This is a genomic window from Spirosoma arboris, from assembly GCF_009754945.1.
Classification (GTDB): Bacteria; Bacteroidota; Bacteroidia; order Cytophagales; family Spirosomataceae; genus Spirosoma; species Spirosoma arboris.
Genome location: NZ_WPIN01000004.1, coordinates 408,809 through 435,049, shown reverse-complemented (window position 1 = coordinate 435,049; position 26,241 = coordinate 408,809). Strand labels below are relative to the sequence as shown.

Below are 26,241 nucleotides of genomic sequence, written 5' to 3'. Positions count from 1 at the left end.
TCACGGGCGATGACTAAACGACTGTTGTTCGGCTTGCTTCTCTTTGCCATGCAAGTGAAGGCTCAGGAATCCAGATCGGATTCTGAACGCTCCAAACGCGCTCAGTTTATTCCATTACCCGTCATTTATTACACGCCCGAAACCAAGTTGGGCTATGGCCTTTTGGGCGTTTCCCTGTTCCGAACAGATAGTACCACCCGAACGTCAAATGTGGATTTTGCCATCATCCATACCCTCAACCGGCAAACTGTGGTAGAGCCAACGTACACCGTATTTACCCACCGTGAACATTATCTACTACGGGGTATGTTTCTCTACACACAGTTTCCGGAGTTTTATTACGGCATCGGAAACGAAACAACCGATAGTCAGAAAGAACTGATTTCCTACAAAAGCCTGCGGGCCTACAATCGATTTCTTCGGCAAGTCCGGCCTAGACTGTTTGTGGGTTTGCAGCAGCAGTATTTCAAAACGTTTGATGTTAACCGATCATCGGAAACTCCCTTTCCGACAAACACGCTGATTGGAGGACTCGGCAGCGTGGTCAATGGGGTTGGTGTGGCGGCTGTTCTGGACACGCGGGACAATATTTATTCGCCCTCTCGGGGCTGGTACGCCGATGTGTCCAGCATGCTCTATAATCAGACGCTGGGCAGTCAGTTTACCTTCACCAACTATACTGTAGACATTCGGCGGTACAAGTCCTTATCTCCCCGTACCGTTCTGGCGTTGCAGGGGTTTGCCAATCTGAATGTGGGTGAAGTGCCGTTCAAGTTGGCCGCAACCTTAGGCGGATCTTTTCTATTGCGGGGCTATTACAATGGTCGTTACCGCGACAATAATGCGTTGGCATTTCAGGCCGAAGTTCGGCAACGACTACTTGGGCGCCTGGGCGGTACGGTGTTTGCCTCGGCGGGCAACGTAGCGAATGTACTACGTGAGTTTTCTCCTTTAGAATGGAAGGTAGCGGGCGGAGCCGGACTACGCTACCTGATTAGTCGAAAAGAGCACCTGAATTTACGATTCGATGTGGCCGTTGGCCAGCAAACACACGGCATTTATGTCAATATATCGGAAGCGTTTTAATTATGTTGACACGAATAATCATCCGACACACTCTGGCGTTTATAGCCGTTTTTGTTCTGTTTACGAACAGCGCTCTTGCTCAATACACGTTGATAAGCAGCAATTCAGGTGCACGAGCTTTGCTGACAGAAGGCCTGGATCAAGTCTATGACAATCAGTTTACTGCCGCCGAAGCAACCTTTGGTCAACTGGAGAAACTGGTACCCAAACATCCAGCTATCGATTTACTCCGGGGTGTTAGTTTATACTATCAGTGGTTTCCGGCCCGTACTGATGCGAAGCTGAAGCAACGTTGTCTACAACAGCTAGAGATGGCGGCAAAAAAAGCCGATGACTGGCAAAAGACGCTAAAGAAAACGAATGGTGCTGCCCAGCCTGAAGCGATGTTTCTGTACTTCACGGCCGAGGCTATGTTGGCTAAGATCAGCCATTACGAACATGAACCATTCGCAGCTATTGGGCATGCCAAGAATGCCTACCCCTACATTCAGAAAGGCAAAGATTTTCAGCAGACTTACCCGGACTTTTACCTCTCCACAGGCCTTTACAATTTCTATCGGGAAGTCTACCCGGAAATTCATCCGTTCTATAAAACCGTTGCCTGGGTCATGACATCAGGAGATAAAAAACTGGGTATGGCCCAACTTCAGATCGCCACCCAAAAAGCCCTGTTTGTTCGAACGGAGGCCATCCTTTATCTAACGCACCTGCTAACGGATTACGACAATAAACCCGCCGATGCGCTACCGTATCTGGCTCAACTGGCTATTACGTATCCCAATAATCCGTACTGGCGCTACAAGTATGCAGAATCGCTACTGAACGCCCATCAATTAGATGCCATCCCTCACGAAATCAGCCAGTTGATGGCTGCTCAGGAGGTAGTTTATCATCAGCTGGGAACGCTTCTAAAAGCTCGTTACGCATTGGAAAAGGGGCAGCGATCAACCGCCCAAACGCTGGCCGACGAGGTGGTTCGCAGTTCGATCCGAGATGAATCTGTGCGGGCCTATGCGTATCTGGTTTTGGCCAGAATAGCCCGTGTTCAGGGACAGGACAAACAGGCCAAACAATACTATAAACAAATGCTCGCGTTTGCCGAGTACCCGGTATTACGTAATGAGGCCCACTAAACAAGCCCTATGTAACTTAAATCAATTGACAAACCAATAAACCGAATTTGATCAGTATGAAAACAGTCTGGATTTCTGTCGTATGCCTGTGTTTAACGGGCTCTCTCTTCGCCCAGTCAGCGAATTATCACCTCGTCAAGAAAACGACCATCGGGGGTGAAGGTGGCTGGGATTACCTGCTGGCCGACCCACAAGGCAGTCGGCTCTACGTTTCGCACGGTACGCAGGTGGAAGTCCTCGACCTGAAAAGTCATGAGAAAGTTGGTGTCATTACCCCTACTCCTGGTATTCACGGCATAGCAGTTGTGCCCGGCACGTCTATCGGTTATACGACCAATGGCCGTCCTAATACAGCGACTATGTTTGACACGAAGACCTTTAAAGCCAACAAAGAAATTCCGACGGGTAAAAAGCCGGATGCCATCATGTACGACGCCTTTTCCAAGCGGGTCTTCATCTTCAACAATGAAGGCAACAGTGCAACGGTGCTGGATGCAACCACCGGCAACGTAGCCGGTACGGTCGAGTTGGGCGGTGCGCCCGAAGCGGCTGTCAGCGACGACCACGGGACGATTTTCGTGAATCTGGAAGATAAAAACGAAGTGGCCGTATTCGACGCCAAGTCGCTGGCGGTGAAACATCACTGGAAGTTAGGTAAGGGCGAAGAACCTACCGGCCTTGCGTTTGATAAGCCGCATCACCGATTGTTCAGCACCTGCAATAAGGTCATGGTGGTGATGGATTCGCAATTGGGTAAAGTGCTGGCGGAAGTACCAACGGGAAGCGGAACCGACGGAGCTGTATTTGACACATCAACCGGATCAGCCATCAGCTCGAATGGCGAAGGCACGCTAACGGTGGTGAAGGAAGTAAAACCAGGCAAATTCGAAGCCGTTCAAACAGTAACGACCCTACGCGGTGCCCGAACCATCACCATCGACCCAACGAGTCATCACATTTTCGTGACAACCGCCGAGTTCGGTCCTGCTCCAGCCGCCACAACCGAAAATCCGCGACCACGTCCGTCGGTGAAGCCGGGTACGTTTATGGTGCTGGAATACGCAACCAAGTAGTTTCAGGACTTTCGCCTACTATATACAATAGCCCCTCAGAGAAAGCTTTACTGACTAAGTTTCTGAGGGGCTATTGTATTTCGTGGTTAAACCCCAGAAGTCCAGTTTTGCTTAGAAACACTCTACAATTTCATTTGTAGCAGCCCCCACGTTCGGTCTGCTTTTTTCGTATAGGTAAGTGATATGTTCAGGAAAGCCTTCTGGAAAAGGAATAATCCAATCAGCCGATGAAAATCCAAATCAAAGAGCAGTATGTACCCTATCTTTTTGGGGCGGCTCTCGCCCTGGTGGCTTGGACTTTAGTTCGGTATGGCTAAGCAGGCGGCTACCGAACCCTTGATGGAGAATCGAACTCTTTTTCTGGGTCTGGCAACCCGTTTTTAGTTCAGTTACGGGAATAGAATATCGTCCTAAACCAATAGCGAATGGATCGAATCGTATTGCTGATAGTCGCCTGCCTCGGGTTAAGCCGAATCGGCTACGCGCAACCCGTCGACGACTGGCATCTTGAAAAAGACAAGGAGGGTATTCGGGTCTACTCGCAGCACTTGACTGACAACCGGCTAAAGGAGTTACGCGTTCAATGTACCTTTCAAGGCACGATGGCGGCCTTGGTGGCTATGCTCTCCGACGTAGAAAACTACCCGAGCCTAATGTACAAGACTAAAACTTCCCGGCTACTACGTCGTGTCAGTGAGACAGATCTGTATTATTATATCGAAACGGAATTGCCCTGGCCCGTTGATAATCGGGATATGAATGTTCATTTGACGTTTTCCCAGGAACCAACTACGCATACCTTGCAGATTCGGGTTACTAAAGCAGCCGACGAGGTACCTCCCCAACCCCACATTGTCCGCGTTGCCGAATGGTCGGCCGTCTGGGAGGTTCACCCACTGACGAATCAGCAGCTACAAATCGATTATCGGTGCCGGGTTAATCCAGGCGGAAGCCTCCCTGCCTGGCTTGTCAATCTAACGGCCGCCAGTGGCCCCTACGAATCCTTCAAACTATTAAGAAAAACGATTCTGGAGGCACGCTATCAGGGCCATAGATTTAGCTTCCTAACTGAATAAACTGGCCTCTCAAGGGTTTTGACGAGTTGATTTTTTGAAGCGCCCAACTCATTTTCCTAAGCGATAAAAAACCTGAAGGTTTGCTCCCCAGGAAAGATCATCTGGTTTGTTACCTGTCGAACGAAGTTGCGGACTGATAAACGGCCCTGCCCGAAACTGCCACTTTTTCCAGGATCGTTCTATGGCTGTACTCAGTATAAGATTGTTGATTGTATGAACGTGATCTTTACTACGTGACAACTCGTGTTCAGATGATCGGCTGCTTTCCTGATAGTCAAAACTAACGGTGCTACGTTCCCAAAGCTTCAGCTCTGTGCCGAGTCCCAATCGTATTCCCCATTGTCGACCCAACGGAAAATGATAGGCTACCTGGATGGGGACTTGAACGAGCAGGGTCATCTGATTAATATCCTGAATGTCAGACGACGAGGACAATTGTGGCGCATACGTCTGTCGAAAATCCTCTTTCTGATGTTCATTAAAGTCCTGTTCATCCCGGTAGTGAAATCCCTGTTTATAACCGAGTTGTAAGCCAGTCTGAACGCTCCAATGGCGATTGAGCATAATCTCGCCCAGCAGTGCTCCCCCCGCCTGGTCACTGCCACCCATAAGGCCTACTCCTAATCGGTATTCCGCATTGGGCACTGATAAATTAGGCATCGTCAGATGCCAGGGTCGGCGAGTGGCTTTAACGGCCAATTCGTTCTTAGGAACGACAAGGGAATGGCTTGGCGAAATTATCGCCAGTTTAGTTGACGTAGTGCTCGCTTGCAGACTGGCTAGCGGTTCAGCAGGTATCGTTTGGCGATTAATTTCGGGTATTGATGCGTTCGAATTGGCATTCTCCGTAATGACGGGCGTGAATCCTGACGTTGGTGGATTAGAACTCGTCTGCCGATTCTGTTTGTGGGACTGATCCGTTACCAGCAATCCACTGTTCTCATTAGCAGGTAGTATTGTTTGTCGCCCCTTGACATTGTTACGGCGACGAGATTCTGCCCGACCGGCAGATGATATCCGATCATTTACGGAGAGACCCTCCACCTTTTCCACGCCAGCAGGCGCAGGCTTATTTATTCGCTTGGTTCTGGTTGTAGGATTGGCCTTTTCCGTCAGCAAACGACCTGAAGAAATGATGGGGGAAGTTGCGGCTAAACTATCCACTTCAGTACGTACCTGACTTGATTTCTCCCCCCGCTGACTGGGTGCCGCCGATTCGGCAGTAGCTACTTTGTTTGTTGATCTTAACGCCGGGCGGAGAGAAGTTGCCTCTGGTTGCGATGAACGAACTTCATCACCCGATTGAGGTGATTTCGTATCCCCTGTCGCAACTGAGCCTTTACGTCCGATTTCATCCAATTGGGTTGCATTGACTTGCTCAACCGGCTCGTTTTCTACCGTTTCAGGTGCGGTACCCGGTACCGACTTTGCTCCTATTTCCTGTGTACTGCCCGATCGCGTAATGTATACCGTATCATGACGAACTCCCTGATTTGGCGTAGCCTGAACGACCGGCTGATGAGTCAGTGAATCAATGGATGACTGTAAATGTGTGTTTCGATAGGTTTGGATTACGTTATAGGATAATGACCCGATTAGTAACAGGCTACTTCCACCATACAGCAATAGCTTACCCCACCCAAAACCGGGTAGCGTAGGTTGGTTCGCCTTAACAAAGCCTTGTATGCGTTCGACTTCACCGGGGTCAGCCTCGGCGGGCAGGCCCAGCAGTTTGCGCCGGAATTCCTCGTCAAATCGGTCAGTTTTCATTGAGTCGCTTGTTGGGCCACGTATACTGTTGATACAAAGTTGGGTAGTGTAGTTTGATCATGAGTTGCAATTTACGCCGGGCATCCCGCAGGTTCGACTTGGACGTACCCTCCTGAATACTAAGCAGATCGGCAATTTCTCGGTGCGAATACCCTTCGACCACAAACAAGGTAAAAACCATACGGTAGGCTGGAGGCAACTGTTGCACCATTGCCAGAATCTCCTGCGCCGATATAGCCGAAATCACATCATCGTTCCAGTCAATCACCTCTAGTTCGTCCAGGCTAAGCTGGTGCGCCCATTTCTGCTGTTTTCGGTAATAATCTACCGCTGTATTTACTAATATGGTTCGTAACCACGCCTTGAACGGTTGGGTTTGATCATACCGATCCAGGTGAGTAAATACTTTCAGAAACCCTTCGTTGATTATTTCTTCCGTTTCGTGCGGATGCGCCGTATACCGCTGACAAATGCTCTTGGCATAGCCTAAAAACTGGCTAATCAGGCTACGCTGCGCCCGGTCATCACCAGCCAGACAGGCTTGCAGAACACTGGCCAGATCATCTTCCGAGAAGCGGGTTTTCTTTTTAAAAAACAAGGGCTGCGCAGGTTATTGAGAGATCAACCATTCATCAGTACGAAGACTGATTGGCCAAGGTGGGGTGCGAATCTGTTTTTTTTCTGAAGTTTTTTTTTGACGCACTACCCCACCCTATCCCTACGACACCCGTAATGGCGATTGAAGGTAAACAAATTTCATCTATTGACTTTATGAATGCATCTCACCGATTTATTGGACTTGCCCTATTGATGGGCCTGTTGAGCACGCCATTTGTCTATGGCCAGGATAACATCATCCTGAAGAACGGCTCCGAGATTCAGGCCAAAGTGCTGGAAGTATCGCCCGGCCAAATTAAATACCGTCGTCAGGATAATCCCGACGGACCAATTTACACGACGGGTACTACGGATGTATTACTGATCAAATACGCCAATGGTACCAAAGACGTATTGGGACAGTCAACCAGTCGCTCATCGCGTATGGCCCCTGCGCCTATGAATCCAGTTCTGTCAGCCCCTGCCCCTTCAACAGGCGCTACAACACCTGGACGGCTGGGCTATCATACGGGTTTGTTCAGCCGCTATTTTACAAATAGTGTTGGCGAGCGGATCGACAATTCAGTGGCTCGCTCGCTGTTAGTTGAGCATCCCGATGCCATGCGGATTTACCGACGTGGGCAATCCCTACGCAAATGGACCTATGCAACGGCTGGTACAGGACTCGCCTTGATAGGAGCTGGCGCAATCGTTGCGGCAGTCGGCGACGGTGGTTTTGGGAGAAACGAAGGCAATCGTCGAGATGGTACCACGACAAACTCAACAATTAATAACGATGAGCGAAATCGGGGGGATCATGGTTCGGCAGAAGTTGGTATAGCGCTGGCCGGGGGTGGAGTATTGCTGGGTGTTGCCGCTATTATCCTTGACCACCGGGCAACCGTCCAATTTCGGCGAGCGGCTGATCGGTACAATCAGCAGCAACCGGCTACCAGTCTCCGATTCGGACCGAGCTCGCGTGGGCTAGGTATTGGCATGACCTATACGTTTTAATTCTATATCAAAACCCGCCGGATACGCTCTATTCCGGCGGGCTAATTCATTTTGCTATATTCTCTATGCGTGATATCTACTCATTTCTATCGATTTCTTCTCTAATCAAATTTTCATCTAATGGCAAATTCACGCATGAAAAACGTATTGTTTTTACTACTTCTAGGGCTGACGATTGCGGCCTGTTCTAAATCAACTGACCCAACCCCTGATGCGGGCAGCCAAGTGGCGGGAACCTACACCATGAGCTATGTTGAAGCTGATTCGGCAGGCATTGTTTTATATAAATATACGCTGCCGTATACCGTGAGCAGTACAACGTTAGCAGGAACACTAACCGCCCGGCGCGACTCAGCCAATGCCGTATTCCTGACCCAGACGATCAAGCTAACGGGGCAGTCTGACCAGACTAGTATTATCGGCGAGATTAGCCTGCGCACAAACGGTACTGGTTATGATATGTACCTGAGCAATCAAAAGATTGGTACGGCTGACGGCAAAACAATCAGTATTGACGATCAACAAACCGATGCCACAACGGGCATTAAGTACCGGGATATTCTTACCGCTGCCAAATAATTTCTATTTCAATTCGCCCGTCAAGAAGGCTTCACGAACAGTCTTTTTGGCGGGCATTTTATTACTTCCCCAAGAACATGTTAAAAGCCATTGCTTTAGACGCTGACCCACTCGCATTGGAGATTCTGAATACGTTTTGTCAGCAGATGGGTACCGTAGCCATTGCCCAAACGTTTACTCATTCATCCGAAGCCCGCCACTATTTACACGTTAATCCAGTTGATCTGGTATTTATGGAGATCGACCTGCCTACTGAATCCGGCATTGATTTCTGGCAGTCTATTCGTCAACATGGAACTGGATATGCAGAAGCAGACTTGCTTCCAATGGTCATTTTTACGACAGCCTCTACTGACTTTGCGCTGATCAGTTACGAGCTCCAGGCTATAGATTATCTGCTAAAACCGTTCACCGTTGACCGATTTCATCAGGCCATCCAAAAAGCGACCAATTACGCCAGCTGTCAACAACCACCTCATTCACAACCAACTACCTATCTTTCGGTGCGGGTTGACGCGGGTTTAGTTCGGATTAAACTCGCCGATATTGCGTGGATTGAAGCCTTGAGTAACTACTTGAAAATTCATTTGTCAGATCAGAGTTTCCTGGTCGTACGCATGACCATGAAGGCCATGCTTCAAGAATTGCCGAGTACTGACTTTATTCGGGTTCATCGTTCCTACATTGTTCCGATTCACCGGGTACAGGCGATACACAACAAGCTCATCCGAATCGGTGAAAAACGTATCCCGCTGAGTAGCTACTACGACGATCAATTTGTTGAACGCGTTCAGGAATACCAGCCTTCGTCCCAGTTTTTGCCCCTTTCGTCACATAGACAATTGCCCTTGCAACAGGCTTAGGGCAACGCTCGTACTAGCTAATGAAGACAACATAGTCTAAATCCAGTAAAACAAACACAGCAAAATTCCATGAAAAATCTGCTTGTAGCCGTTACGACGGCCCTACTCTTTGTTGGCATCATTGCGGCCTGCACCCAAACCAGTGTGGACTCAGCCTCATCGGCTAGTCTAGCCGACGCCCGGATTGCCTCGGTCACCAGCACATCAGCTGTGAGCGGCACCTGCGTGAAAGGTTCCAGCGAAACCGTTGTCAGTGCATCGAGTTTGCCAGCCGCCGTACTCACCTACCTCAGTACGAACTATGCGGGTTATACGCTGGTACAAGCTGAACAGGGAACTAACCTTAACGGTGGGGCTACGTATTATGAAGTTAAGTTTACTTACAACGGGGCAACCAAAGAGCTGCACTTCGACATGACTGGTGCCGTTTTAGCCGAGACTGGCCACGGAAAAGGTAAGGGGCAAGGCGGATCAGGCGGCAACACCGAGGTAGTCATTACCGCCGATAAGCTACCGGCCGCAGCCCTGACCTACCTGAGCACCAACTTTTCTGGCTATACGCTGGTACAGGCCGAACAGGGAACGGATAGTAGTGGAGCAACTTACTATGAAGTAAAGTTCACCTACAACAGTAAGACCAAAGAGATTCACTTTGATGCGAATGGTGCTTTGCTCTAGTAAACTTCTTACTCTTTATTGATAGGTTATTGTTTAGGAATTAGGTATCACCAGAAACGCCAGATCAGCTTGATCTGGCGTTTTTTTAAGTTACCAGCATCCCTACTATATGAATGATGCGTATTCACTTATAATCACTTTCACGCACTTATGCCGGCATATCAACCAGCAGTTCATATTACCGGCATTAAGGATCAAATCGTACCACCGTCTGCAAACCGATTTAAGGTTGAACGATATGGAAGCAACCGAAATGGTCGTTTTCATTGGATTATTGTATGGACTAACCTTACCCGATGAGCTCTTATGTCCTCACTCTTGGTGGCAAATTATGTAGGCTCATTGAACAGCACAAGGATTATCCACAGGTTGATTCAGCATTTTTGATTTATCGGCAAATTATTCGGCTTTAGACTATCGGTCATCGGAGTTTGGGAAACAGTCGCTGAACGTAATAGAGTAGATCTCGCTGGTCGCTGGGTTCGTGTATCTGGCCGGGCATACTGCTTTCTGAGCAAGGGCTACGAGTGGCCCAATAACTAACAGCATGAGCAACCAGCATGGGCGATAAGGTAACAAGTTATGCATAGGCCAGATAAATGGATAAACCACACAATCGCATCAGAACGATGTACCAGGCTTACATTGAACCGGGCGTGGTGACCCCTTCGGTATAGGCACGTCCTGTTTCGATTGGTCGACGACCCGTTGGAGCGCCGTCACAAACAGGCTGTGTCCTTTGCTATACCATTTCCGAAAACGCTCACTTACCGCTTCATCGTAAGTAGCAGCAAACCTCATAAGCCGATCCAGGTCAAACATATGATCCGCAATACCAGCGCCTACCCGTTGGCCATCGAGTGCATTACTAGCCTGTTCAAAATGAGCGAATTGTGGCATCATCAGCACAGGCTTACCCAGATAAAGCGCTTCACAAACGGATTCGAAACCTGCTGTTGTCAATACAGCCTGACAATAGTGTGACCGGCCTGCTGAAGTAGTTGCGCCATTGAAATGGCCTGCGTGAGGTGCCCTCGTCCTTCGCCCTGTACAACAAATAAAACCCTCATCGTCTGCCTGTTTGGTTGTATTCATGTTGCTATATCCCTTTTCTCGATACGGTGGTATGCTCAGGTGTCTAGTCAGGTGTCTAGTTATTAATACGGATACAGCCTCTGTCAGGCGGGGTAAGTCGATTAGCATTGAGCGATTTTAATTAGGTCTCTATTTTACCGGAAGAAAAGTCAGAGGGTTTATAAAAAAAATAGTAAAAACTTTTAAGCATAGAAGTTCTATGTATATTTGCTATACATTGTACATCGAGGTATGGCCAGTCAGGAAAACCTAAACAAAGAGCTTGTTGCGGCAGCTATGGTGCCGCTTGTGCTAACCATCTTAGCTCAGCAGGAGAATTATGGCTACGAAATCATTCGGCAGGTACGTGAGCTTTCTGGCGGAAAACTGGATCTGGCCGAAGGCACCCTGTATCCTGTACTTCGTAAGCTTGAGCAGCGAGGTTTAGTCGAATCGTTTTGGCAAACGGCACAAAATGATCGCCAGCGTAAGTATTACCGACTAAAAGATCAGGGCCGTGAAACACTGGCTGCTGAACGTACTAATTGGAACCTTGTTAACCAACTTCTCCAACACTTATGGACTCCCAATCCCAGTTTAACCTAACGACAGCCGTCCAAACCTGGCTCAGCCGATTTGAGCAATCTGGCAGTTTCACTACCGATGAGCTTCAAGAATTAACGAGCCATTTGCTGGATAGTATTGACGACTTACAAACCAAAGGTCTAAGTCAGCAGGAAGCTTTCCTGATTGCCAGTCAGCGATTAGGATCAATCGATCTCCTCGATCAGGAGTTTACAAAACTAAGCCGTTCAGTACCTCAACAACGAGAACCCGTACTACTTTTACTCGGTGCTCTTTGCTTTATCATTAGCAAGAATATCAGCGAAATAATCACAGAATACGGAGCCGTTTGGTTTGCCAGCTACTGGGGCGATACACGGATCACATTGTTACTTGATGTTAGCGTATGTCTGGTTACGTTAGTTGGTCTGCAACTGGCAGGCATGCGGTTGGTCAGGCAGAGCCATCGGCTTGGACAATGGTTTTTCCATCAGCTTAACCAGTACCCCATCGGGTTAACATTGATATTGGGAAGCTTCGTGGGATTAACAGCCTTTGGTGCGTATTTCGCCGAGCATAGCTTTATTGATTTATTGACAATGACCATTCGAAAACAGTGGATCAATCAGCAGTTCAACCATATTCACCACATTTGCTGGTTAGGATTTTACCTGACCTGGCTGTTAATGTTTCTACAAGTGGTGCTTCCTTATGCCACCAACCAACGTTTATTTACCTGGTTAGAGCAAGCACCAGTAGGCTGGCTGGTGCTTGCCGGTTTGTGTGTATTCACGTGTTGTTTGGGACTGAGCATCATGGGAATGCGGATACTGGCTCCCGAAGATGGCATTGCCCGCTTCTACCTGAGTGCCGGAGTCTGTTGTTTACTGAGTAGCGTTGTGCTATCTGGTTCACCCCGATATACAGCCTTTAAACGCCTGTTAATCAGTCTGGCTCCGCTTCTGGTATGGTACATACTTGCCTTAGGTACTGCTATTATTTCTGAAGAAAGGCCTTCCTACCTCCTGCTGGATTGGTTTCCAGTCAATTTTTTTGTCTCAGCCATTGTTGGTGCGCTGGCCGGTATGTGGCTGGGTGTGCTGAAAAACCGCAGTCGGGCAGCTGTTTAACCTGATCAACGAATATTTCCTCCGGGATTCAATTTACTGGGTACACTCGTCGGAATACTCTTGTCAAAATTAGTATCAGTGAGTGCGGAAAGAAAGGCTACGATCTGTGCCTGCTCATTGTTGTTCAGGTTGATACGTCGAAGGTTAGTGTCTAGCTGTTGCCGGGATACGTGTGGATTCTGAGAATTCCCAGCACCAATTCGATCATAAAAGGCGACTACCTGACCGAGCGTCTGGAACACCCCGCTATGCATGTAAGGAGCCGTTAGCCCCACGTTTCGCAGACTGGGCGTTCGGAAGGCATAGGTTCCATGAACGCCAGCATCCGATGCCGTCAGTTTCGTATTATCCGGCACCGACAGCACATGGCTCTGATAATCGGAAAACATGGTACCCGAATGACAAGTCGTACAGTTCTTATTCGTGAACGTCTGCAAGCCCTGAATCTGCAAGGCTGTCATGGCCGTTTTATCCCCTTTTTGATAACGGTCAAACGGTGAGTCCGTCGCCGTAAGCGTTCGCTCAAAGGCCGCTAATGCTTTCCCAATAGTAGTGGTGGTAATGGACTGCTGCGCGCCGAATGCCTGCTGAAATAGTGACTGATAGCCGGCAATGGCACTCAACCGGGAAACCAGACTATCCAAGGTTAGGATATCGGTGTAAGCATGCCCTCGCATTTCTTCAAAGGTGGTTAGCGGGCCATTGGCCTGCAATTCCAGACTGGCGGTGCGGGAATCCCAGAACATTGGGGCCGTTGTCGGATTAAACAGGCCGTTAGCATCCATACCGTTATAGGCCGTATTCAAAATTGTCTGAGAATTTCGTTTCGTAAACGACACATCATTGGGTAACAGAAAATGGCGGGCGCTCCCATACCCAACAGCATTTTCCCCCAACGACAGATCAAGCCCATCGGTGTAAGCATTGTTGGGGTGATGACAGGTAGCACAAGCCACGTCTTTACCACCCGACAGAATTGGGTCCCAAAACAAAGCCTTACCCAGAGCAATCTGAGCCTCACCGGTGCTGGCCGTGGTTGAGGTTATGGAGGTAATCGCTGTCGGAAAAGCGGGGTTCACCACATCTGCCTGTTTGGTACAGGCATCCAGGATTGCCATCGTAAACAGGCAAAACGAAGCCATTAATACTCCTAACTCTACGTTTCTTTTTAGTTTCATCTTTTCAAACGACTTCGTGGGTTTAGATTCCAGACAACTAGTTAGTGCATTCAATAGCTGACTGATTCGAAATCGTAGCTTCGTATGTACACAATTCAGTTGTACAGGATTACGACCAACCTTTAGGTTCTGTTGTGCAGCCAGACCGATTAGTGACGAAGGCCCTAAATACTGGGATGAATTCCCGAAATGGTTCGTAAAATGGCCTTCAGATTCTTGCCCTATATATGAAAACAGGTGATTTCAGGCGACAGGATTTGCTATATTTTACTGGACATTACACTTAGCTGTGCTGTATAATACAATCAATCACGCACCCAACTCATGTTATTATGAGAAGATTATTATAGGGGTATCGAGCCTTCAAGGAGACTCAGTTTTCGCAAAAAGGCTAATCAGTTTTAGAGCATAAAACCGCTATATTACTGGTTAGCCTTTTTGCTTTACTCATATTCTGTACTCTAGACTACCAGCTCCCTTTAAGGCCAAATGACATACTGAAAAACAAATTATTCGTCGATCGACGCAGCTAAAATACGTCTCCCTCCGTAACGCCTGATGTACTTGGTTCAACATACTCAACACGTTATGAAAAAGGGATGGATAATTACTCTGGCCGTCGTACTACTTATCGGGGCCGGAGGGTATATAGAATATACCCGATTGCAACACCGAGCCGATTCTCTCAAAGGCTCTGAGGGCAATACCCTCAAACCCCAACTCGAACTAATTCGATTCGACATTACCAACATCAGCGACGATGCCGTCGACTTAACGGTGTACCTACGTATTGAAAATCCATTGCCGATTGGCTTCAAAGCCCATCAGCTGGATTATACGGTCTTCATTGCGAACACGCTCATTGTAAAAGACTCCTACAAAAAAGCTATTCAGATTAAAGCGGGTGACATTTCGTTAGTCAAACTTCCGACTAAGCTGATGGCCAAAACCGCGATGAAGGTTCTGAAGACGCTGGAGCGGAAAGGGATCGACAGCACCGCCTACAAAGTGAATTCGTCGTTTGCACTCGACATACCGATTCTGGGTGAAAAGACGTTCACGGCTACTATTGAACGACACCTACCAACGTTTCACATCCCCCTGGTTAAGATTGAGGATATTGACTTTGGGCCGCTAAAATTGAAACGGACGAATGTTGCTACGAAAGTTGCTATCACCAATAAGAACAGGTTCCCGCTCAACATCACGAATGCGCATTATACGGTTACTATTAACGGAAAAGAACTAGCCGCTGGTGAGCAGGCAGAGCCCATTTTAATTAAGGAACGGGCCGTTACGCCGGTTGTTTTTCCAGTTACAGCCAGACCCGGTAAAACCCTAAGTGTGCTGCCCAAAATGCTGTTCGATAAAAAAGATACACCCTATGAAGTCGCTTTCCGCTGTAAACTGATCGGGCCGAAAAAAGACCCTATGTTACAGGACAGCAAGTTTATAGCGACTATACGAGGCACCCTGGACGATTTTAAGAAGCTGAAAAATAAATAACAAGAGTCGTCTTTTTGTAAGATGGCCATACTCATTATGTATTATCAATTTTCAGCATTGACCACGAATATTTTTTAGGGCTACGCAACCCTTCAATTTGCACCTCCGTATGGTAATCGTTGGCGTAAAAATAAAAACGACTAGCCATGGCAATTACTCAACGACTAGACTGGCATGTTAAAATACGGGATGTTTTGAATATCCTTATTTACTCGGATATTTTTCAATATCCTCTCACCAGAAAAGAAATTTTTGAACGAGGTAAACTAGACGATAATGAGCTGGATATATGTCTTTCAGCTCTCCTCCATGAAGAGCGAATTTTCCTGATCGATGGCTATTATTCACTCCGTAACGATCCAACGCTAATTACGCTCAGGAGTGAGCGTAATGTAAGAGCGAATAATTACATAAAAAAAGCCAGGGTAATCGCAAAAGTACTTGCCAGATTTCCGTTTATAAGAGCCGTATTTTTATCAGGTTCAATTTCCAAAAATTGTGTTGATAAAAAAGGAGATGTTGATTTCTTTATTATCACAGAGTCAAAACGTTTGTGGCTAGCTCAATTTTTTTGTAGTATGTTCAAAAGAACTATATTACTAAATAGAACAAAATACTTTTGCTATAATTATATTATTGACAACAAACATTTATTAATCGATGAGCGTAGTATCTATACTGCTTTTGAGATTAAGACGTTAATCCCGTTGCTGGGTTATGATTACTACAAACGTATGTTAAATGAAAACAGCTGGGCAAGTATTTTTTTTCCAAAATACCCAGTTTCACCAGACAATGATGTAATCCGTAGGCAATCTAAGGTGCAAAAAATTCTAGAATATTTATTAAACAATTCACTGGGAGAGTATATCGATAATTGGTTATTGAATTATTCGTTACGAAAGCGCAAAAAAAGACTTGCTTCTAAGTTTTTCGAAAATCCAGTTTATTACACCAACTTACAAAGACACGTAGCAAAATCGCACACAAATGATCATTATCCTAATATTATAAAAGAGTATCATCAAAAAACTCAGCGATATTAAAGCGTAAAAAAGGGGATAATAGTACAGGCCAATGAATCAGTTTCTGGACTTTCTTGCTAAAACTCATAGCACTTACCTGCATGCAAAAGGTGAGATAGCCACCGAGCATTTGATTAACTGGCTGGACTGTAAACCAGGAGAACGAATTTTAGAGTTTGGCGTAGGAACAGGAGGTACCTTAATTAAGGTCGTATCCAGATATCCACAGACAATATTCTGCGGAGTTGATGCTTCTGATTTAATGATCGATAAAACAAAAAAAAGGCTTGCATTTTGTCACTTAAAAAAGAGCGTTGTCGTTCAGAAAATAGAAAAAAATCAATTGGATTGCTTTGCCGATAATTATTTCGACAAAATCTACATTGAGTCAGTGTTGGGAATTCAGAGTGGAAATGATTTGATGCTTCTTTTAACGCTGTTTGGCAGAATCTTAAAGCCATCTGGAAAGCTATTTCTCAATGAAACTATCTGGTTAAACAGTACAAGTCTGGAGACAGTCGCGCAGTTTAATAAGTTTACCAGAGAAAAATTCGGGATTAATCAAGCCTGTGCCAGTTATCCTTATATAGATGATTGGAAGCGCCTGTTGACGACGAACCAATTTGATATACTGAGAATAGAAAAGGTCGATGCCTTACCTGCTTTTAAGGCAAAATCAACTCTTAACGAAAAGTTATCACTCCTATTTACGTTTCTGGGTCGTGTTTACGGAAAGTTAGCCTTAACCCACTGGTCACAGCGCTTTGAGAAAGCGATCAAATCGGCCCCAACAACACAGCAACTTATGGAAGGGTATCTAATTATGGCCCATAACGCCAAAGCCTCAAGTTAAGCTCATGGTAAAGTACGCTATTGAAAATAAGGCCGCTCAATCAGCATTCACGAAACAGTCTGCCGTTTTTGACCAAACGTATGCCAGCAATAGTATCGTTAGCTACAAACGGGAAAAAATCCGATCTCATGTTGAGAAGTACGTCAAAACTGGTAGCACTATTTTAGAATTAAATGCTGGCACGGGTCAGGATGCTGTTTACTTCGCCCAAAAAGGATACAGCGTACATGCTACCGATATTTCTGAAGGGATGTTGTCTCAACTACAAAAGAAAGTTGATAGGCTGGAATTAGCTGATTTGATCTCACACGAGCAGATTTCTTTCCTTGACCTTGAAAAGCTTACGAACAAAGGACCATTTGAGGCCATTTTTTCAAATTTTGGCGGTTTAAACTGTACGCAATCCCTTGATAAAGTAATAAGCACATTTGCTCCCTTGCTTAAACCGAATGGCTATGTAACGCTGGTCATCATGCCCCCTTTCTGTTTGTGGGAGTTTTTACATGTTGTTAGAGGCCATTTTAAAGTAGCCTTTCGACGTTTATTCGCAAAGAAGGGCGCTAAAGCGCATATTGATGGTGTCCATTTTTTATGCTGGTATTATCCTCCTTCCTATGTTATTAAGCAGTTGAAAAAAGAGTTTGATTTGGTGAGTCTGGAAGGAGTTTGCACAATTGTTCCTCCTTCATATATGGAGGGTTTTCCAGACAAATATCCTGGATTGTGGCAATTCCTGAAACGAGCAGAAGCTAAGTTTAGTACTAAATTTCCGTTCAATAGAATTGGCGATTATTATGCGATAACTCTGCAAAAAAAATCAGTATAGTGTGCAACTGATCAAACTTATGAGTCTTTCGAAATCTATAAGGAAAACATTTGGCAGATGGGTGCTAATTCCAGCTACTAAATACTATTTATCAAAAGAACGGAAAATAGCGTTAGCCGGACTGGAGATAAAGGTTCCTCCCGGCGTTTTTCATCCTACTTTATTTTCAAGTACAAAGTTATTATTAGAGTTCGTAAATAGCCAGCCTGTACTGGGTTTAAAAGTACTGGAATTAGGTGCAGGCTCTGGCTTATTAGCTGTCGACATGGCTAGAAATGGCGCTCTCGTTACAGCATCTGACATTAATCCAATCGCTTGTGCTACTGTCCGGGAAAATGCTCGTATCAACGATGTAGTAGTTAATGTAGTGCATTCTGACTTATTTGATCAGTTTGTTGATCAGTTATTTGACCTAATACTTATTAACCCGCCTTATTACCCAAAAACACCAAAAACAGACGCCGAAAAGGCGTGGTTTTGTGGTGATGATTATGAGTATTTCAAAAAACTATTTTCACAGTTAGCTCATTTTCTATCAAAAACAGGTTATGCGATGATGATTCTTTCAGAAGATTGCAATCTTAAAAAAATTCATCAATTAGCTACTGAAAAAGGATATAAGTGGCAATCATTCTCCACTATAAAAAAGAATGGTGAATGGTATTATTTGGTAAAGTTATCAGTCTAGTTTTAAGCGAGTGCTGGTTACTAAAAGTAAGCGAAATAGATGCCATGAATCAAAAGAATAAAATTATACTTTTCAATCCGCTGGTAACCAAATTCAAAGCCAGAATTCCGCTATCCATATTGCAGGTAGCCGCATCCATTTACGGTAAATACGAGTTTGTTTTAATAGATGGTAACCGAGAAACAGATTCCTGGGGAAAAATAAAAAAATACCTGGACTCCGGCGAATTCAAGTATTTTGGGTGTACTGTAATGCCTGGCCCTCAATTACGACAGGCTATACCGTTTACCAAACAGATTAAAGAGGAATATCCACAGATAACGACTATCTGGGGAGGCTACTTTGCCTCCAACCAGTATAAAGTATGCATGGAGTCGGGCTATGTGGATTATATTATCAATGGCATCGGCGATCTGGCCTTTCCTGCCTTACTTGACGCGCTGGAAAATCAGCTCGATTTGCACCAAATCAATAACCTTATTTTTAAAGTGAAGGACGTGATTGTTAAAACCCATAAAATCACGTCGATTGATATGGATTCCTTACAAACCCTTCCTTATCAGGAGCTTGAGAAATACTACCCCATCCAATCTTATTTAGGCAAAACTTACTTAGGAAAAAAAACCACTTTATACCATAGCAGTTTTGGCTGTCCGTTTACCTGTTCTTTCTGCGGTATAGTTCCCATTTTCGAAGCCCGCTGGAAAGGTATGTCGGCAGATCGACTTTATCAGGACATCAAATACCTGAAAGACCAGTACAAAATCGATTCCGTTGAGTTCTGCGATAATAATTTCTTTGTGTCTGAGAAAAGAATCCGAGCCTTTTGTGAACTCATTGAGCCCGAGAAAATCCAGTGGTGGGGCGAAGCTAGAATTGACACCCTCGATAAATTTTCAGATGATACGCTGGCGCTCATGAGTCGTGCCGGTTGTACAATGATTTTTTTAGGGGCAGAAACGGGAAATGAAGACACGCTCAAGGCCATCGATAAAGGTGGAACGCAGAACGCAGCCCAGATGATTCGTTTTGCCGAACGCCTGGGTCAGTTCAACATTATTCCGGAATATTCCTTTGTCCTGGGCTTTCCCGCGGAGACTCCTCAACAGGTGATGGCCATGATCGATGAAGATATTGAGTTTATCAAAAAGGTAAAACAAGCTAATCCTCATACAGAAATCATCCTGTATGTCTACAGTCCGGTGCTTACGGAAGGCTCTGATTTGTACGAAAAAGTAAAAGCATCAGGCTTTGTGTTTCCGGCAAAACTGGATGACTGGTTAGCGCAGGAATGGAAAGGATTTGATTTACGAAAAAACCCATTGACTCCCTGGCTAACGGCTCCGATGATTGACAAAATCCGAAATTTTGAAGTGGTATTAAATGCGCGTTATCCGACCGTACAAGACGTGAAACTGAGTTCGTTGCAGCGGAAGGCTATTGCTTTTCTATCGAAGGTTAGGTATCAAACCAATTTCTTTCATTTCCCGGTTGAACTGAAACTTCTCCAGCGTTTTTGGCTTCGATACCGTCAGCCCGAAACGGAAGGTGCTACCATGCTATGACCAGTCATACTACGTTGCGCCAGTTCCTGGAGCAAATGCCTACGGCATCGGGCGTTTGGCTGCTTTCAACTTATGTACCCGACCATACACACGAAGAAGTTTATCTACAAGTACGAACAAAGGAAAATCGAGTGCTTAGTGATGAGTTGGTCAGGCAATTACCCGATTTACCTAAGGGCGCACCGCATTACGCTGAATGGCAACTGCGAAAGCAAACAGCTGAGCGCTTTTGTACCGATTTGGCTCAGGTAAAAAAGCCGTTACAAATCCTGGACTTAGGTTGTGGAAATGGCTGGTTCTCAGCCAAACTGGCGAAAATTTCTCAGGTAAGAGTTGTCGGATTAGACCTCAATTTACCCGAATTACAACAGGCACATCGACTCTTCAGTCAAGAAAACTTACTCTTTTGTTACGGTGATATTCTGACGGTATTATTTCAACCCCAAAGTTTCGACAAAGTTGTCTTAAACGCGGCTATTCAGTATTTTCATCCGATTGACCAACTCATTGAAGCTCTTTTTCGGTTGTTAATGCCCGGCGGTGAAATTCATATTCTGGATAGTCCTTTTTACGAAATAGACGAAGTAGAAAATGCCCGGCAAAGGACCGCAGACTACTATCAACAACTGGGCTATCCGGCAATGGCCCGGTTTTATTTTCACCATACATTTCAACGTATTGCCCCCTATTCGCCCGTCTACAAGAATAAAAACGAGTCTTTCTGGAAAAGACTATTTACCAAAAATCAGAACCCTTTTCCCTGGATCATCATTAAAAAAGGAGCCTCTTACTAATCTTTCTTAGTCAGCAGGGCTTTCTTATAAAAATGCCGTAGGCATGTAATCTTTGTAGAAAACGGTCAACCACCCCTTTCAGAACTCCGTAGGAGTGACATAATTGGCCAAGATGTCACTCCTACGGAGTTCTGAAAAGTAATGAGCACCTTTTTACTACAAAGACCCCACCTCTACGAGGTTGTATTTTTTATAAGAAACCCTGTCTTAGTAAGTAAGTAACGACTGATATAGATTGCTGTAGTGCTGGTATTGCGTGCTTAAATCATGATTCTGGCTCCAGGCAATTCCATTGGAACGGAGTTGTTTATACTGATCCGTATTGGCCAATAACTGAAGCACTTTATGAGCTAAATCCTCCGCATCGCCTACGGGCGCTACGACGGTTATGATATTTTCCAAATCAGCAATCAGTCCCACTCGGGTGCCACACACAACAACACCCGAAGCAATGGCTTCATTGACAACAACAGCCTGCGATTCCCATAAGGACGTATGAAGCAAAATATGCGCTTTAGCCAGCCAGTTTCGAAGCTGATGGTTTCGCTGATAGCCATGAAAATGAACCTTATCGCTTATGGCCAACTGGCTCGCTAATGCCTGCATTTCCCCGTGTAGCGTATCGAGTCCAACAATATCCAGCGTAGCGTCAACGGTCTGGCTGATTTTCTGAAACGTACTCAGAAGAGTCGGAATGTCTTTGACCCGGTTAATATTGCCCAGGTAAAGAAACTGGTAAGGCGGACAAACGGGTTTTGAAACAATGGAGAACTGGGCCAAATCAACCCCAAATGGAATAACGACCAGTTTTTTAATGGCCAGCTTTTCGGTTAGTTTCTGCGCATGATGTTGGGTTAGGGCAATAACAACATCGACACGTTTGGCGATTTGTTGAATGATTTTTTTCTTGAGCGAAGACCGGTAGAGGCCATAGTTTATAGTAGGCAGATTGGCCACTTCTCCTCCCATAAACGTAACGGCTGTTTTTATTCCTAACCGTTTACCCATCAACAAAGCCAGTAAGCCAGCCGGATACGCCCAAAAAGCGTGCACAATAGCATATGGTTTTTGGGCATGTTGCTGGATCAGCTTAAAGCCAATATACGCCATTCGGACCAGTGCACTTCTTTTTTCACCAAAAGGCGTTCCTATTAACTGATAGCCTTTCGGCTGGTAGCCCGCATCAATGCGCACCATAGAAAACACCGTCAAATCATACTCCTGAGCAATACGTTCGCATAAGTTGACTAAACAGATTACCCCTTCTGAGCCGATTCCAACCCCAACTCCTCCATAAATGATAATGGCGATACGCTTTTTCGTCATGGATTTGCTAGTAAAGTTTCGCCTATTTCCACAATCATTTCAGCAGAATATCGACTCAGACAAAGCGGAATGGGTCCAAATTGACAATCAGGCTTCATGCAATTTCCACACGCTAAATCATCGGAGGTTAAACTGACAATATGCGTTCCTCCCTGAGAGCTTCTGTTTTTATCTGTCGATCCGATTAAAGCAATAGTGGGTATTTTTTGAGCCCAAGCCATATGCATTAATCCAGAATCTTCGGAGACGACAAGCGTCGCTTTTGATAGGATAACGAAGGCTTCTAGAAGTGTCGTCTTTCCTACCAAATTGATCAAATTCATTCCCAGTTCTTTTTCCAGAAAGGCGGCTTTTTCAGCAATCTTCTGTACGCCCAGTAGTAGAAATTGTGAATTTGGGTATTTTGTCAGCCATATTTTCGCGAAAGAAGCATACTTTTCAAGAGGCCAGTGCCGGCTGGGAAAAGCGCCTGCCGGATTTAAAACAATCAGCTTCTTCTGACCATCCCATCCCTTCTCCTTTAGCTTTTGTAAGCCTAAATCTTTCCTCTTAAGTGGTAAGATTGGATGCTCAAAATACGTCAATAACCCACTCCGCTGAATGGCCGTAAAGTTGCGTTCGGCGGCCGTAAATGGAGTGAATTTTTCAAATTCAGTAAATGCGCTGGGAGCCAGTAACCGACGAATAATCGTTGAATAGGTGTTTGCCTGCAAGTCTAGAACGACATCGTAGCGTTTTAGTAGGAGGCCAGGTAAAATGGCTACCGTTCGAAGCAACTGCCACCCTCGTTTGTGACTGTCTGTAAAGACAATCACATTGTCGACGGCTGTTAAATTTTTAACCAGAGATACCTGACTATCTCTGGTTAAAAAATCAATTTGAGCAGCGGGGTATTGATTCCTGAGCAATTGGACAAATGGAAACGTAATGATCACATCGCCAATGGCTTGCAGACGCATGATCAGGATGCGCCTGGGAGGTTGATCATTGCTCCATTTTTGGGTTCTAACAGATTGGCGCATGTCCAGGTATCAACCCTGAGTTTCTACTTGTAACACGACAAAAGACCAACCTGTTTTGCAGATGACTTGTCAGGCATTATTAATTCGTGTTGGACCTTTACGTCAACTTCGCTTTGAAAAACTCAATTGTACGACTCCAGGCCAGTTCGGCTGCGGCTTTATCATAACGCGGGGTCGTATCGTTATGAAAACCATGGTTGGCATTTGGATAGATGTAAGCGGTGTATTCCTTGTTATTCTTTTTTAGAGCTTCTTCATACGCTGGCCAACCCGCATTCACCCCTTTATCCAGTTCCCCGTACTGTAACAGCAGAGGAGCTTTTATTTTAGGTACATCTTCGGCTGCTGGCTGACCTCCATAAAATGGCACAGCTGCCGCTAAATCGGGAATCCGCACAGCCATCATATTGGCAATCCACCCACCAAAGCAAAAACCAACAACACCAATTTTGCCATTGCAGTCTTTGTCCTTTTTCAGATAGTCGAAGGCAGCTATAAAATCTTCTAACATTTCATTTCTGTCCCGTTTGCTTTGCATCGCACGGCCTTCATCATCAGTACCCGGATAGCCACCTAATGGACTTAACGCATCGGGCGCAATGGAAACAAATCCTGCCAGAGCCGCTCGCCGGGCAACATCGGCAATATGCGGATTCAATCCCCGATTTTCATGAACGACGATAATACCGCCGAGTTTCTTGGTCGTATCCTTAGGCTTCGATAACAACGCTTTGATGGTGCCGCCACCTTTGGGAGATGGATAATTGACATAGTCTGATTGTAGGCGCGGATCATCGGCTTTTACTTGGATGGCACCCTGGTAATCAGGCATTAGAAAACTCATCAAGGAGGCTACAGTAATACCCCCCACGGCATAGGTAGACAGCTTTTGCACAAAGTCACGTCGGTCGATGCGGTTGTGAGCATAATCATCATAGAGGTCAAACACCTCTTGTTTGATATCTTCTTTATGGATGTTGTTGGTTGCCATACGTATGTATCTGAATGTAAGTAATTCCTACTCCTTGTATCTTGATGATTCAACACGCGCTATCACAGCGGTGTCTTTGTGGCTACAATCTTCAGATCCAATGAAAAGGTATCATCGATGATTTTGTCAGCTGCTGTACCAATGATGGCGGCCCGGTACTTAATATCGTAGTCAATTCGATTGACCGTAAGCTTAGCCGTCGCCTGAGCTACATTACCCGCCAGATTTACGGTTGCCGGAAACGTCTGCGGTTTAGTTGTATTTTTAATGGTTAGCTCACCACTAATGGTATAATTGGGTTCGCCGGCTTTGGCGCCCTCAATTGGTTTCACGCTGGTAATTTTAAAGGTCGAGGTTGGGAATTTTTCCACGCCAAAAAAGTCATCTGAGCGCAGGTGGTTGACCAACCGTTCGTTAAACGGATTCGCTTCCCCTTTATCTATATCACGCATCGTAGTCATATCGGCCACGAAGGTGCCGCCCGTGAGTTTGTTGCCCTCCCAGGTCAGTTGGCCTTTAGCTATTTTCACCAGACCATTATGTTCTCCGGTAACTTTTTTGGCGTTCCAGCTGATTGTACTTTGGGCCGGATCAACAGTGTAGGTAGTGGCTTTGGCTAAGGTATGGTGAATAGCAGATTTTTTTGGGATTCCGCTATTGATATTGCCGGTAAGCAGGCTGCTGGTCAAAAATAGGGGGATCAAAGCGGCACCGATAAATAGGCTGTTTTGCATAAATGTACGAACGGATTAAATTAACTAATTTGAGTCTTACCAACTAATTGATTCTCAAGTTAAGAAACATCAGTTGCCAAGGATAGTCAATTTCTCACTCCTTCCTTCAATACGAAAAAAAACATACCTGAATGCCTGATTTTTAGGCCCAAATCGCCTGTTTCTTCAGTCGAATGATAGATCTGGTTGCCCAGATCAGCTTAAAACACCTTGTTCCAATAAGGTTGCAACCTGCGTGGGATACCCAGAAAAGGGCCCCGATGTGCCCACTTTTAAGGAAGCTAATGCCGCACCAAACTCCCCGGCTTCCTGTATATGCCCTCCCTGAACACGCTTCCATAAATAGCCCGCCATGTAGGTATCCCCACAGCCCGTGGCATCAACAACGGCGGTAGGTTTGAAGGCTGGGATTTCATAAAAAGTACCTTCAGAATAAATTAGAGACCCCTCGCTACCGAGTGTTATAATCACTTCCCGCACACCAAGATCAGACAAATATTTAGCCCCGTCCCAGGCATTTTTGCGGCCTGTAACGAGTTCCATTTCAAATTCATTTGCTTTTAGAATACTTACATAGGGGAGCACCTTCTTTTTGCCGGGCCAGTTCTGATACACTACTTTTTTATTCCAGACACGCCGTAAATAGCCCTGTACATCCAGCGAAACCTGCCCTTTTTTTGACAAATCCTTTATCAGTCTTACCGGAATGTCATCGGCGAGCAGTGGTCCCAAGTGAAATACTTTAGCACGTAGGTCGGGCATTTGTGAGACACTGAAAGGAGATGCTTTTCGCAATACCTGTTGCTCCCGATAGTTCTGGTCTTCACTATAGCTGTTCTGAAAGTAAACTGTATGCGTGCTCGGTAAGGTATAAATATCAACGCCCTCTGCCCGTAAATCGTCAACTATATACTGATCCTGTAGCGCCAATGCGGTCACTAACTTATAGTCAACATCCGAATGCAACAGCGTTTTGGAAAAGTAGAATGAGGTTCCACCGGGCATGTATGTCACCGACTGAGAGGTGACAATTTTGTCCAGCGATATATGTCCAATTGTGCAAATGTCTGTCATAAGTGGTGTCTGTCCTTACGCG

The 26,241-nt window shown here is 45.7% G+C and carries 27 protein-coding genes; 17 read left to right on the top strand and 10 right to left on the bottom strand.

Annotation, left to right across the window (positions count from 1 at the left end; translation table 11 throughout):
* Positions 1 to 9: 9 nt before the first annotated feature.
* The 4 genes from GO755_RS12915 (at position 10) to GO755_RS12900 (ending at position 4,368) form a co-directional block, all read left to right on the top strand.
* The gene (locus GO755_RS12915) at positions 10 to 1,086 is read left to right on the top strand and encodes a BamA/TamA family outer membrane protein (RefSeq protein ID WP_157585338.1); all 1,077 of its coding nucleotides are present in this window, start codon (positions 10 to 12) and stop codon (positions 1,084 to 1,086) included.
* 2 nt (positions 1,087 to 1,088) lie between these two features.
* Positions 1,089 to 2,219 carry a tetratricopeptide repeat protein gene (locus GO755_RS12910; protein WP_227686942.1) on the top strand — a complete coding sequence of 377 codons (1,131 nt, stop codon included), beginning with the start codon at positions 1,089 to 1,091 and terminating at the stop codon, positions 2,217 to 2,219.
* A 56-nt stretch (positions 2,220 to 2,275) separates the two neighbouring features.
* Positions 2,276 to 3,292: a YncE family protein gene (locus tag GO755_RS12905; RefSeq protein WP_157585336.1), complete on the top strand. Its 1,017-nt coding sequence runs from the start codon at positions 2,276 to 2,278 to the stop codon at positions 3,290 to 3,292.
* A gap of 425 nt (positions 3,293 to 3,717) precedes the next feature.
* Positions 3,718 to 4,368: an START domain-containing protein gene (locus GO755_RS12900; RefSeq protein ID WP_157585334.1), complete on the top strand. Its 651-nt coding sequence runs from the start codon at positions 3,718 to 3,720 to the stop codon at positions 4,366 to 4,368.
* A gap of 48 nt (positions 4,369 to 4,416) precedes the next feature.
* Here the strand turns inward: GO755_RS12900 and GO755_RS12895 are convergent, their stop codons facing one another.
* Positions 4,417 to 6,138 (bottom strand): hypothetical protein, encoded by a 1,722-nt coding sequence (locus tag GO755_RS12895; RefSeq protein WP_157585332.1) that lies wholly within the window; start codon positions 6,136 to 6,138, stop codon positions 4,417 to 4,419.
* Positions 6,128 to 6,736 carry an RNA polymerase sigma factor gene (locus tag GO755_RS12890; protein WP_157585330.1) on the bottom strand — a complete coding sequence of 203 codons (609 nt, stop codon included), beginning with the start codon at positions 6,734 to 6,736 and terminating at the stop codon, positions 6,128 to 6,130. The genes GO755_RS12895 and GO755_RS12890 overlap by 11 nt, the downstream gene beginning before the upstream one ends.
* 173 nt (positions 6,737 to 6,909) lie before the next feature.
* Between GO755_RS12890 and GO755_RS12885 the strand changes: the two genes are divergently transcribed.
* The 4 genes from GO755_RS12885 (at position 6,910) to GO755_RS12870 (ending at position 9,869) form a co-directional block, all read left to right on the top strand.
* Positions 6,910 to 7,749, top strand: a complete 840-nt coding sequence (locus GO755_RS12885) for a hypothetical protein (protein ID WP_157585328.1) — start codon at positions 6,910 to 6,912, stop codon at positions 7,747 to 7,749.
* A 120-nt stretch (positions 7,750 to 7,869) separates the two neighbouring features.
* Positions 7,870 to 8,328 carry a hypothetical protein gene (locus tag GO755_RS12880; RefSeq protein ID WP_227686941.1) on the top strand — a complete coding sequence of 153 codons (459 nt, stop codon included), beginning with the start codon at positions 7,870 to 7,872 and terminating at the stop codon, positions 8,326 to 8,328.
* A 77-nt stretch (positions 8,329 to 8,405) separates the two neighbouring features.
* Entirely contained in the window at positions 8,406 to 9,191 is a 786-nt protein-coding gene (locus GO755_RS12875; RefSeq protein WP_157585326.1) for a LytR/AlgR family response regulator transcription factor, read from the top strand.
* A gap of 69 nt (positions 9,192 to 9,260) precedes the next feature.
* A complete protein-coding gene (locus tag GO755_RS12870) occupies positions 9,261 to 9,869 on the top strand; it encodes a PepSY-like domain-containing protein (RefSeq protein WP_157585324.1) in 609 nt (202 codons plus the stop codon).
* Positions 9,870 to 10,283: 414 nt separating this feature from the next.
* Here GO755_RS12870 and GO755_RS12865 read toward each other — a convergent pair whose 3' ends face one another.
* Both GO755_RS12865 and GO755_RS12860 read right to left on the bottom strand, forming a co-directional pair.
* Positions 10,284 to 10,457, bottom strand: coding sequence for a hypothetical protein (locus GO755_RS12865; protein WP_157585322.1), 174 nt, complete (start codon positions 10,455 to 10,457; stop codon positions 10,284 to 10,286).
* A gap of 33 nt (positions 10,458 to 10,490) precedes the next feature.
* Positions 10,491 to 10,964, bottom strand: coding sequence for a glycosyltransferase family protein (locus GO755_RS12860; protein ID WP_227686940.1), 474 nt, complete (start codon positions 10,962 to 10,964; stop codon positions 10,491 to 10,493).
* 231 nt (positions 10,965 to 11,195) lie between these two features.
* On the opposite strand from GO755_RS12860, the gene GO755_RS12855 reads away from it, so the two are divergent.
* Both GO755_RS12855 and GO755_RS12850 read left to right on the top strand, forming a co-directional pair.
* Positions 11,196 to 11,549 carry a PadR family transcriptional regulator gene (locus tag GO755_RS12855; RefSeq protein WP_157585318.1) on the top strand — a complete coding sequence of 118 codons (354 nt, stop codon included), beginning with the start codon at positions 11,196 to 11,198 and terminating at the stop codon, positions 11,547 to 11,549.
* A complete protein-coding gene (locus tag GO755_RS12850; RefSeq protein ID WP_157585316.1) occupies positions 11,522 to 12,637 on the top strand; it encodes a permease prefix domain 1-containing protein in 1,116 nt (371 codons plus the stop codon). Before GO755_RS12855 ends, GO755_RS12850 begins: the two co-directional genes overlap by 28 nt.
* Positions 12,638 to 12,642: 5 nt before the next feature.
* On the opposite strand, the gene GO755_RS12845 is transcribed toward GO755_RS12850, so the two are convergent.
* Positions 12,643 to 13,815: a cytochrome-c peroxidase gene (locus tag GO755_RS12845; RefSeq protein ID WP_157585314.1), complete on the bottom strand. Its 1,173-nt coding sequence runs from the start codon at positions 13,813 to 13,815 to the stop codon at positions 12,643 to 12,645.
* A 588-nt stretch (positions 13,816 to 14,403) separates the two neighbouring features.
* Between GO755_RS12845 and GO755_RS12840 the strand changes: the two genes are divergently transcribed.
* The 7 genes from GO755_RS12840 (at position 14,404) to GO755_RS12810 (ending at position 21,072) form a co-directional block, all read left to right on the top strand.
* Complete coding sequence (locus tag GO755_RS12840; protein ID WP_157585312.1) at positions 14,404 to 15,321, top strand: LEA type 2 family protein; 918 nt, start codon at positions 14,404 to 14,406, stop codon at positions 15,319 to 15,321.
* 146 nt (positions 15,322 to 15,467) lie between these two features.
* Positions 15,468 to 16,367: a hypothetical protein gene (locus GO755_RS12835; RefSeq protein ID WP_157585310.1), complete on the top strand. Its 900-nt coding sequence runs from the start codon at positions 15,468 to 15,470 to the stop codon at positions 16,365 to 16,367.
* A 31-nt stretch (positions 16,368 to 16,398) separates the two neighbouring features.
* On the top strand, positions 16,399 to 17,199 hold the full coding sequence (locus GO755_RS12830) for a class I SAM-dependent methyltransferase (protein WP_157585308.1): 801 nt from the start codon (positions 16,399 to 16,401) through the stop codon (positions 17,197 to 17,199).
* Positions 17,200 to 17,203: 4 nt separating this feature from the next.
* A complete protein-coding gene (locus GO755_RS12825) occupies positions 17,204 to 18,025 on the top strand; it encodes a class I SAM-dependent methyltransferase (RefSeq protein ID WP_157585306.1) in 822 nt (273 codons plus the stop codon).
* A gap of 19 nt (positions 18,026 to 18,044) precedes the next feature.
* Complete coding sequence (locus tag GO755_RS12820) at positions 18,045 to 18,713, top strand: HemK2/MTQ2 family protein methyltransferase (RefSeq protein ID WP_157585304.1); 669 nt, start codon at positions 18,045 to 18,047, stop codon at positions 18,711 to 18,713.
* Between the two features lie 44 nt (positions 18,714 to 18,757).
* Positions 18,758 to 20,278, top strand: coding sequence for a B12-binding domain-containing radical SAM protein (locus GO755_RS12815; protein WP_157585302.1), 1,521 nt, complete (start codon positions 18,758 to 18,760; stop codon positions 20,276 to 20,278).
* Positions 20,275 to 21,072 (top strand): class I SAM-dependent methyltransferase, encoded by a 798-nt coding sequence (locus tag GO755_RS12810; RefSeq protein WP_157585301.1) that lies wholly within the window; start codon positions 20,275 to 20,277, stop codon positions 21,070 to 21,072. Before GO755_RS12815 ends, GO755_RS12810 begins: the two co-directional genes overlap by 4 nt.
* A 207-nt stretch (positions 21,073 to 21,279) precedes the next feature.
* On the opposite strand, the gene GO755_RS12805 is transcribed toward GO755_RS12810, so the two are convergent.
* The 5 genes from GO755_RS12805 to GO755_RS12785 form a co-directional block, all read right to left on the bottom strand.
* Positions 21,280 to 22,398, bottom strand: a complete 1,119-nt coding sequence (locus GO755_RS12805; RefSeq protein WP_157585299.1) for a glycosyltransferase family 4 protein — start codon at positions 22,396 to 22,398, stop codon at positions 21,280 to 21,282.
* A complete protein-coding gene (locus tag GO755_RS12800; RefSeq protein ID WP_157585297.1) occupies positions 22,395 to 23,420 on the bottom strand; it encodes a glycosyltransferase family 9 protein in 1,026 nt (341 codons plus the stop codon). The genes GO755_RS12805 and GO755_RS12800 overlap by 4 nt, the downstream gene beginning before the upstream one ends.
* Before the next feature lie 97 nt (positions 23,421 to 23,517).
* Positions 23,518 to 24,411, bottom strand: coding sequence for a dienelactone hydrolase family protein (locus GO755_RS12795; protein WP_157585295.1), 894 nt, complete (start codon positions 24,409 to 24,411; stop codon positions 23,518 to 23,520).
* A 62-nt stretch (positions 24,412 to 24,473) separates the two neighbouring features.
* A complete protein-coding gene (locus GO755_RS12790) occupies positions 24,474 to 25,145 on the bottom strand; it encodes a YceI family protein (RefSeq protein WP_157585293.1) in 672 nt (223 codons plus the stop codon).
* A 195-nt stretch (positions 25,146 to 25,340) separates the two neighbouring features.
* Positions 25,341 to 26,219: a PfkB family carbohydrate kinase gene (locus GO755_RS12785; protein WP_157585291.1), complete on the bottom strand. Its 879-nt coding sequence runs from the start codon at positions 26,217 to 26,219 to the stop codon at positions 25,341 to 25,343.
* Positions 26,220 to 26,241 lie beyond the last annotated feature (22 nt).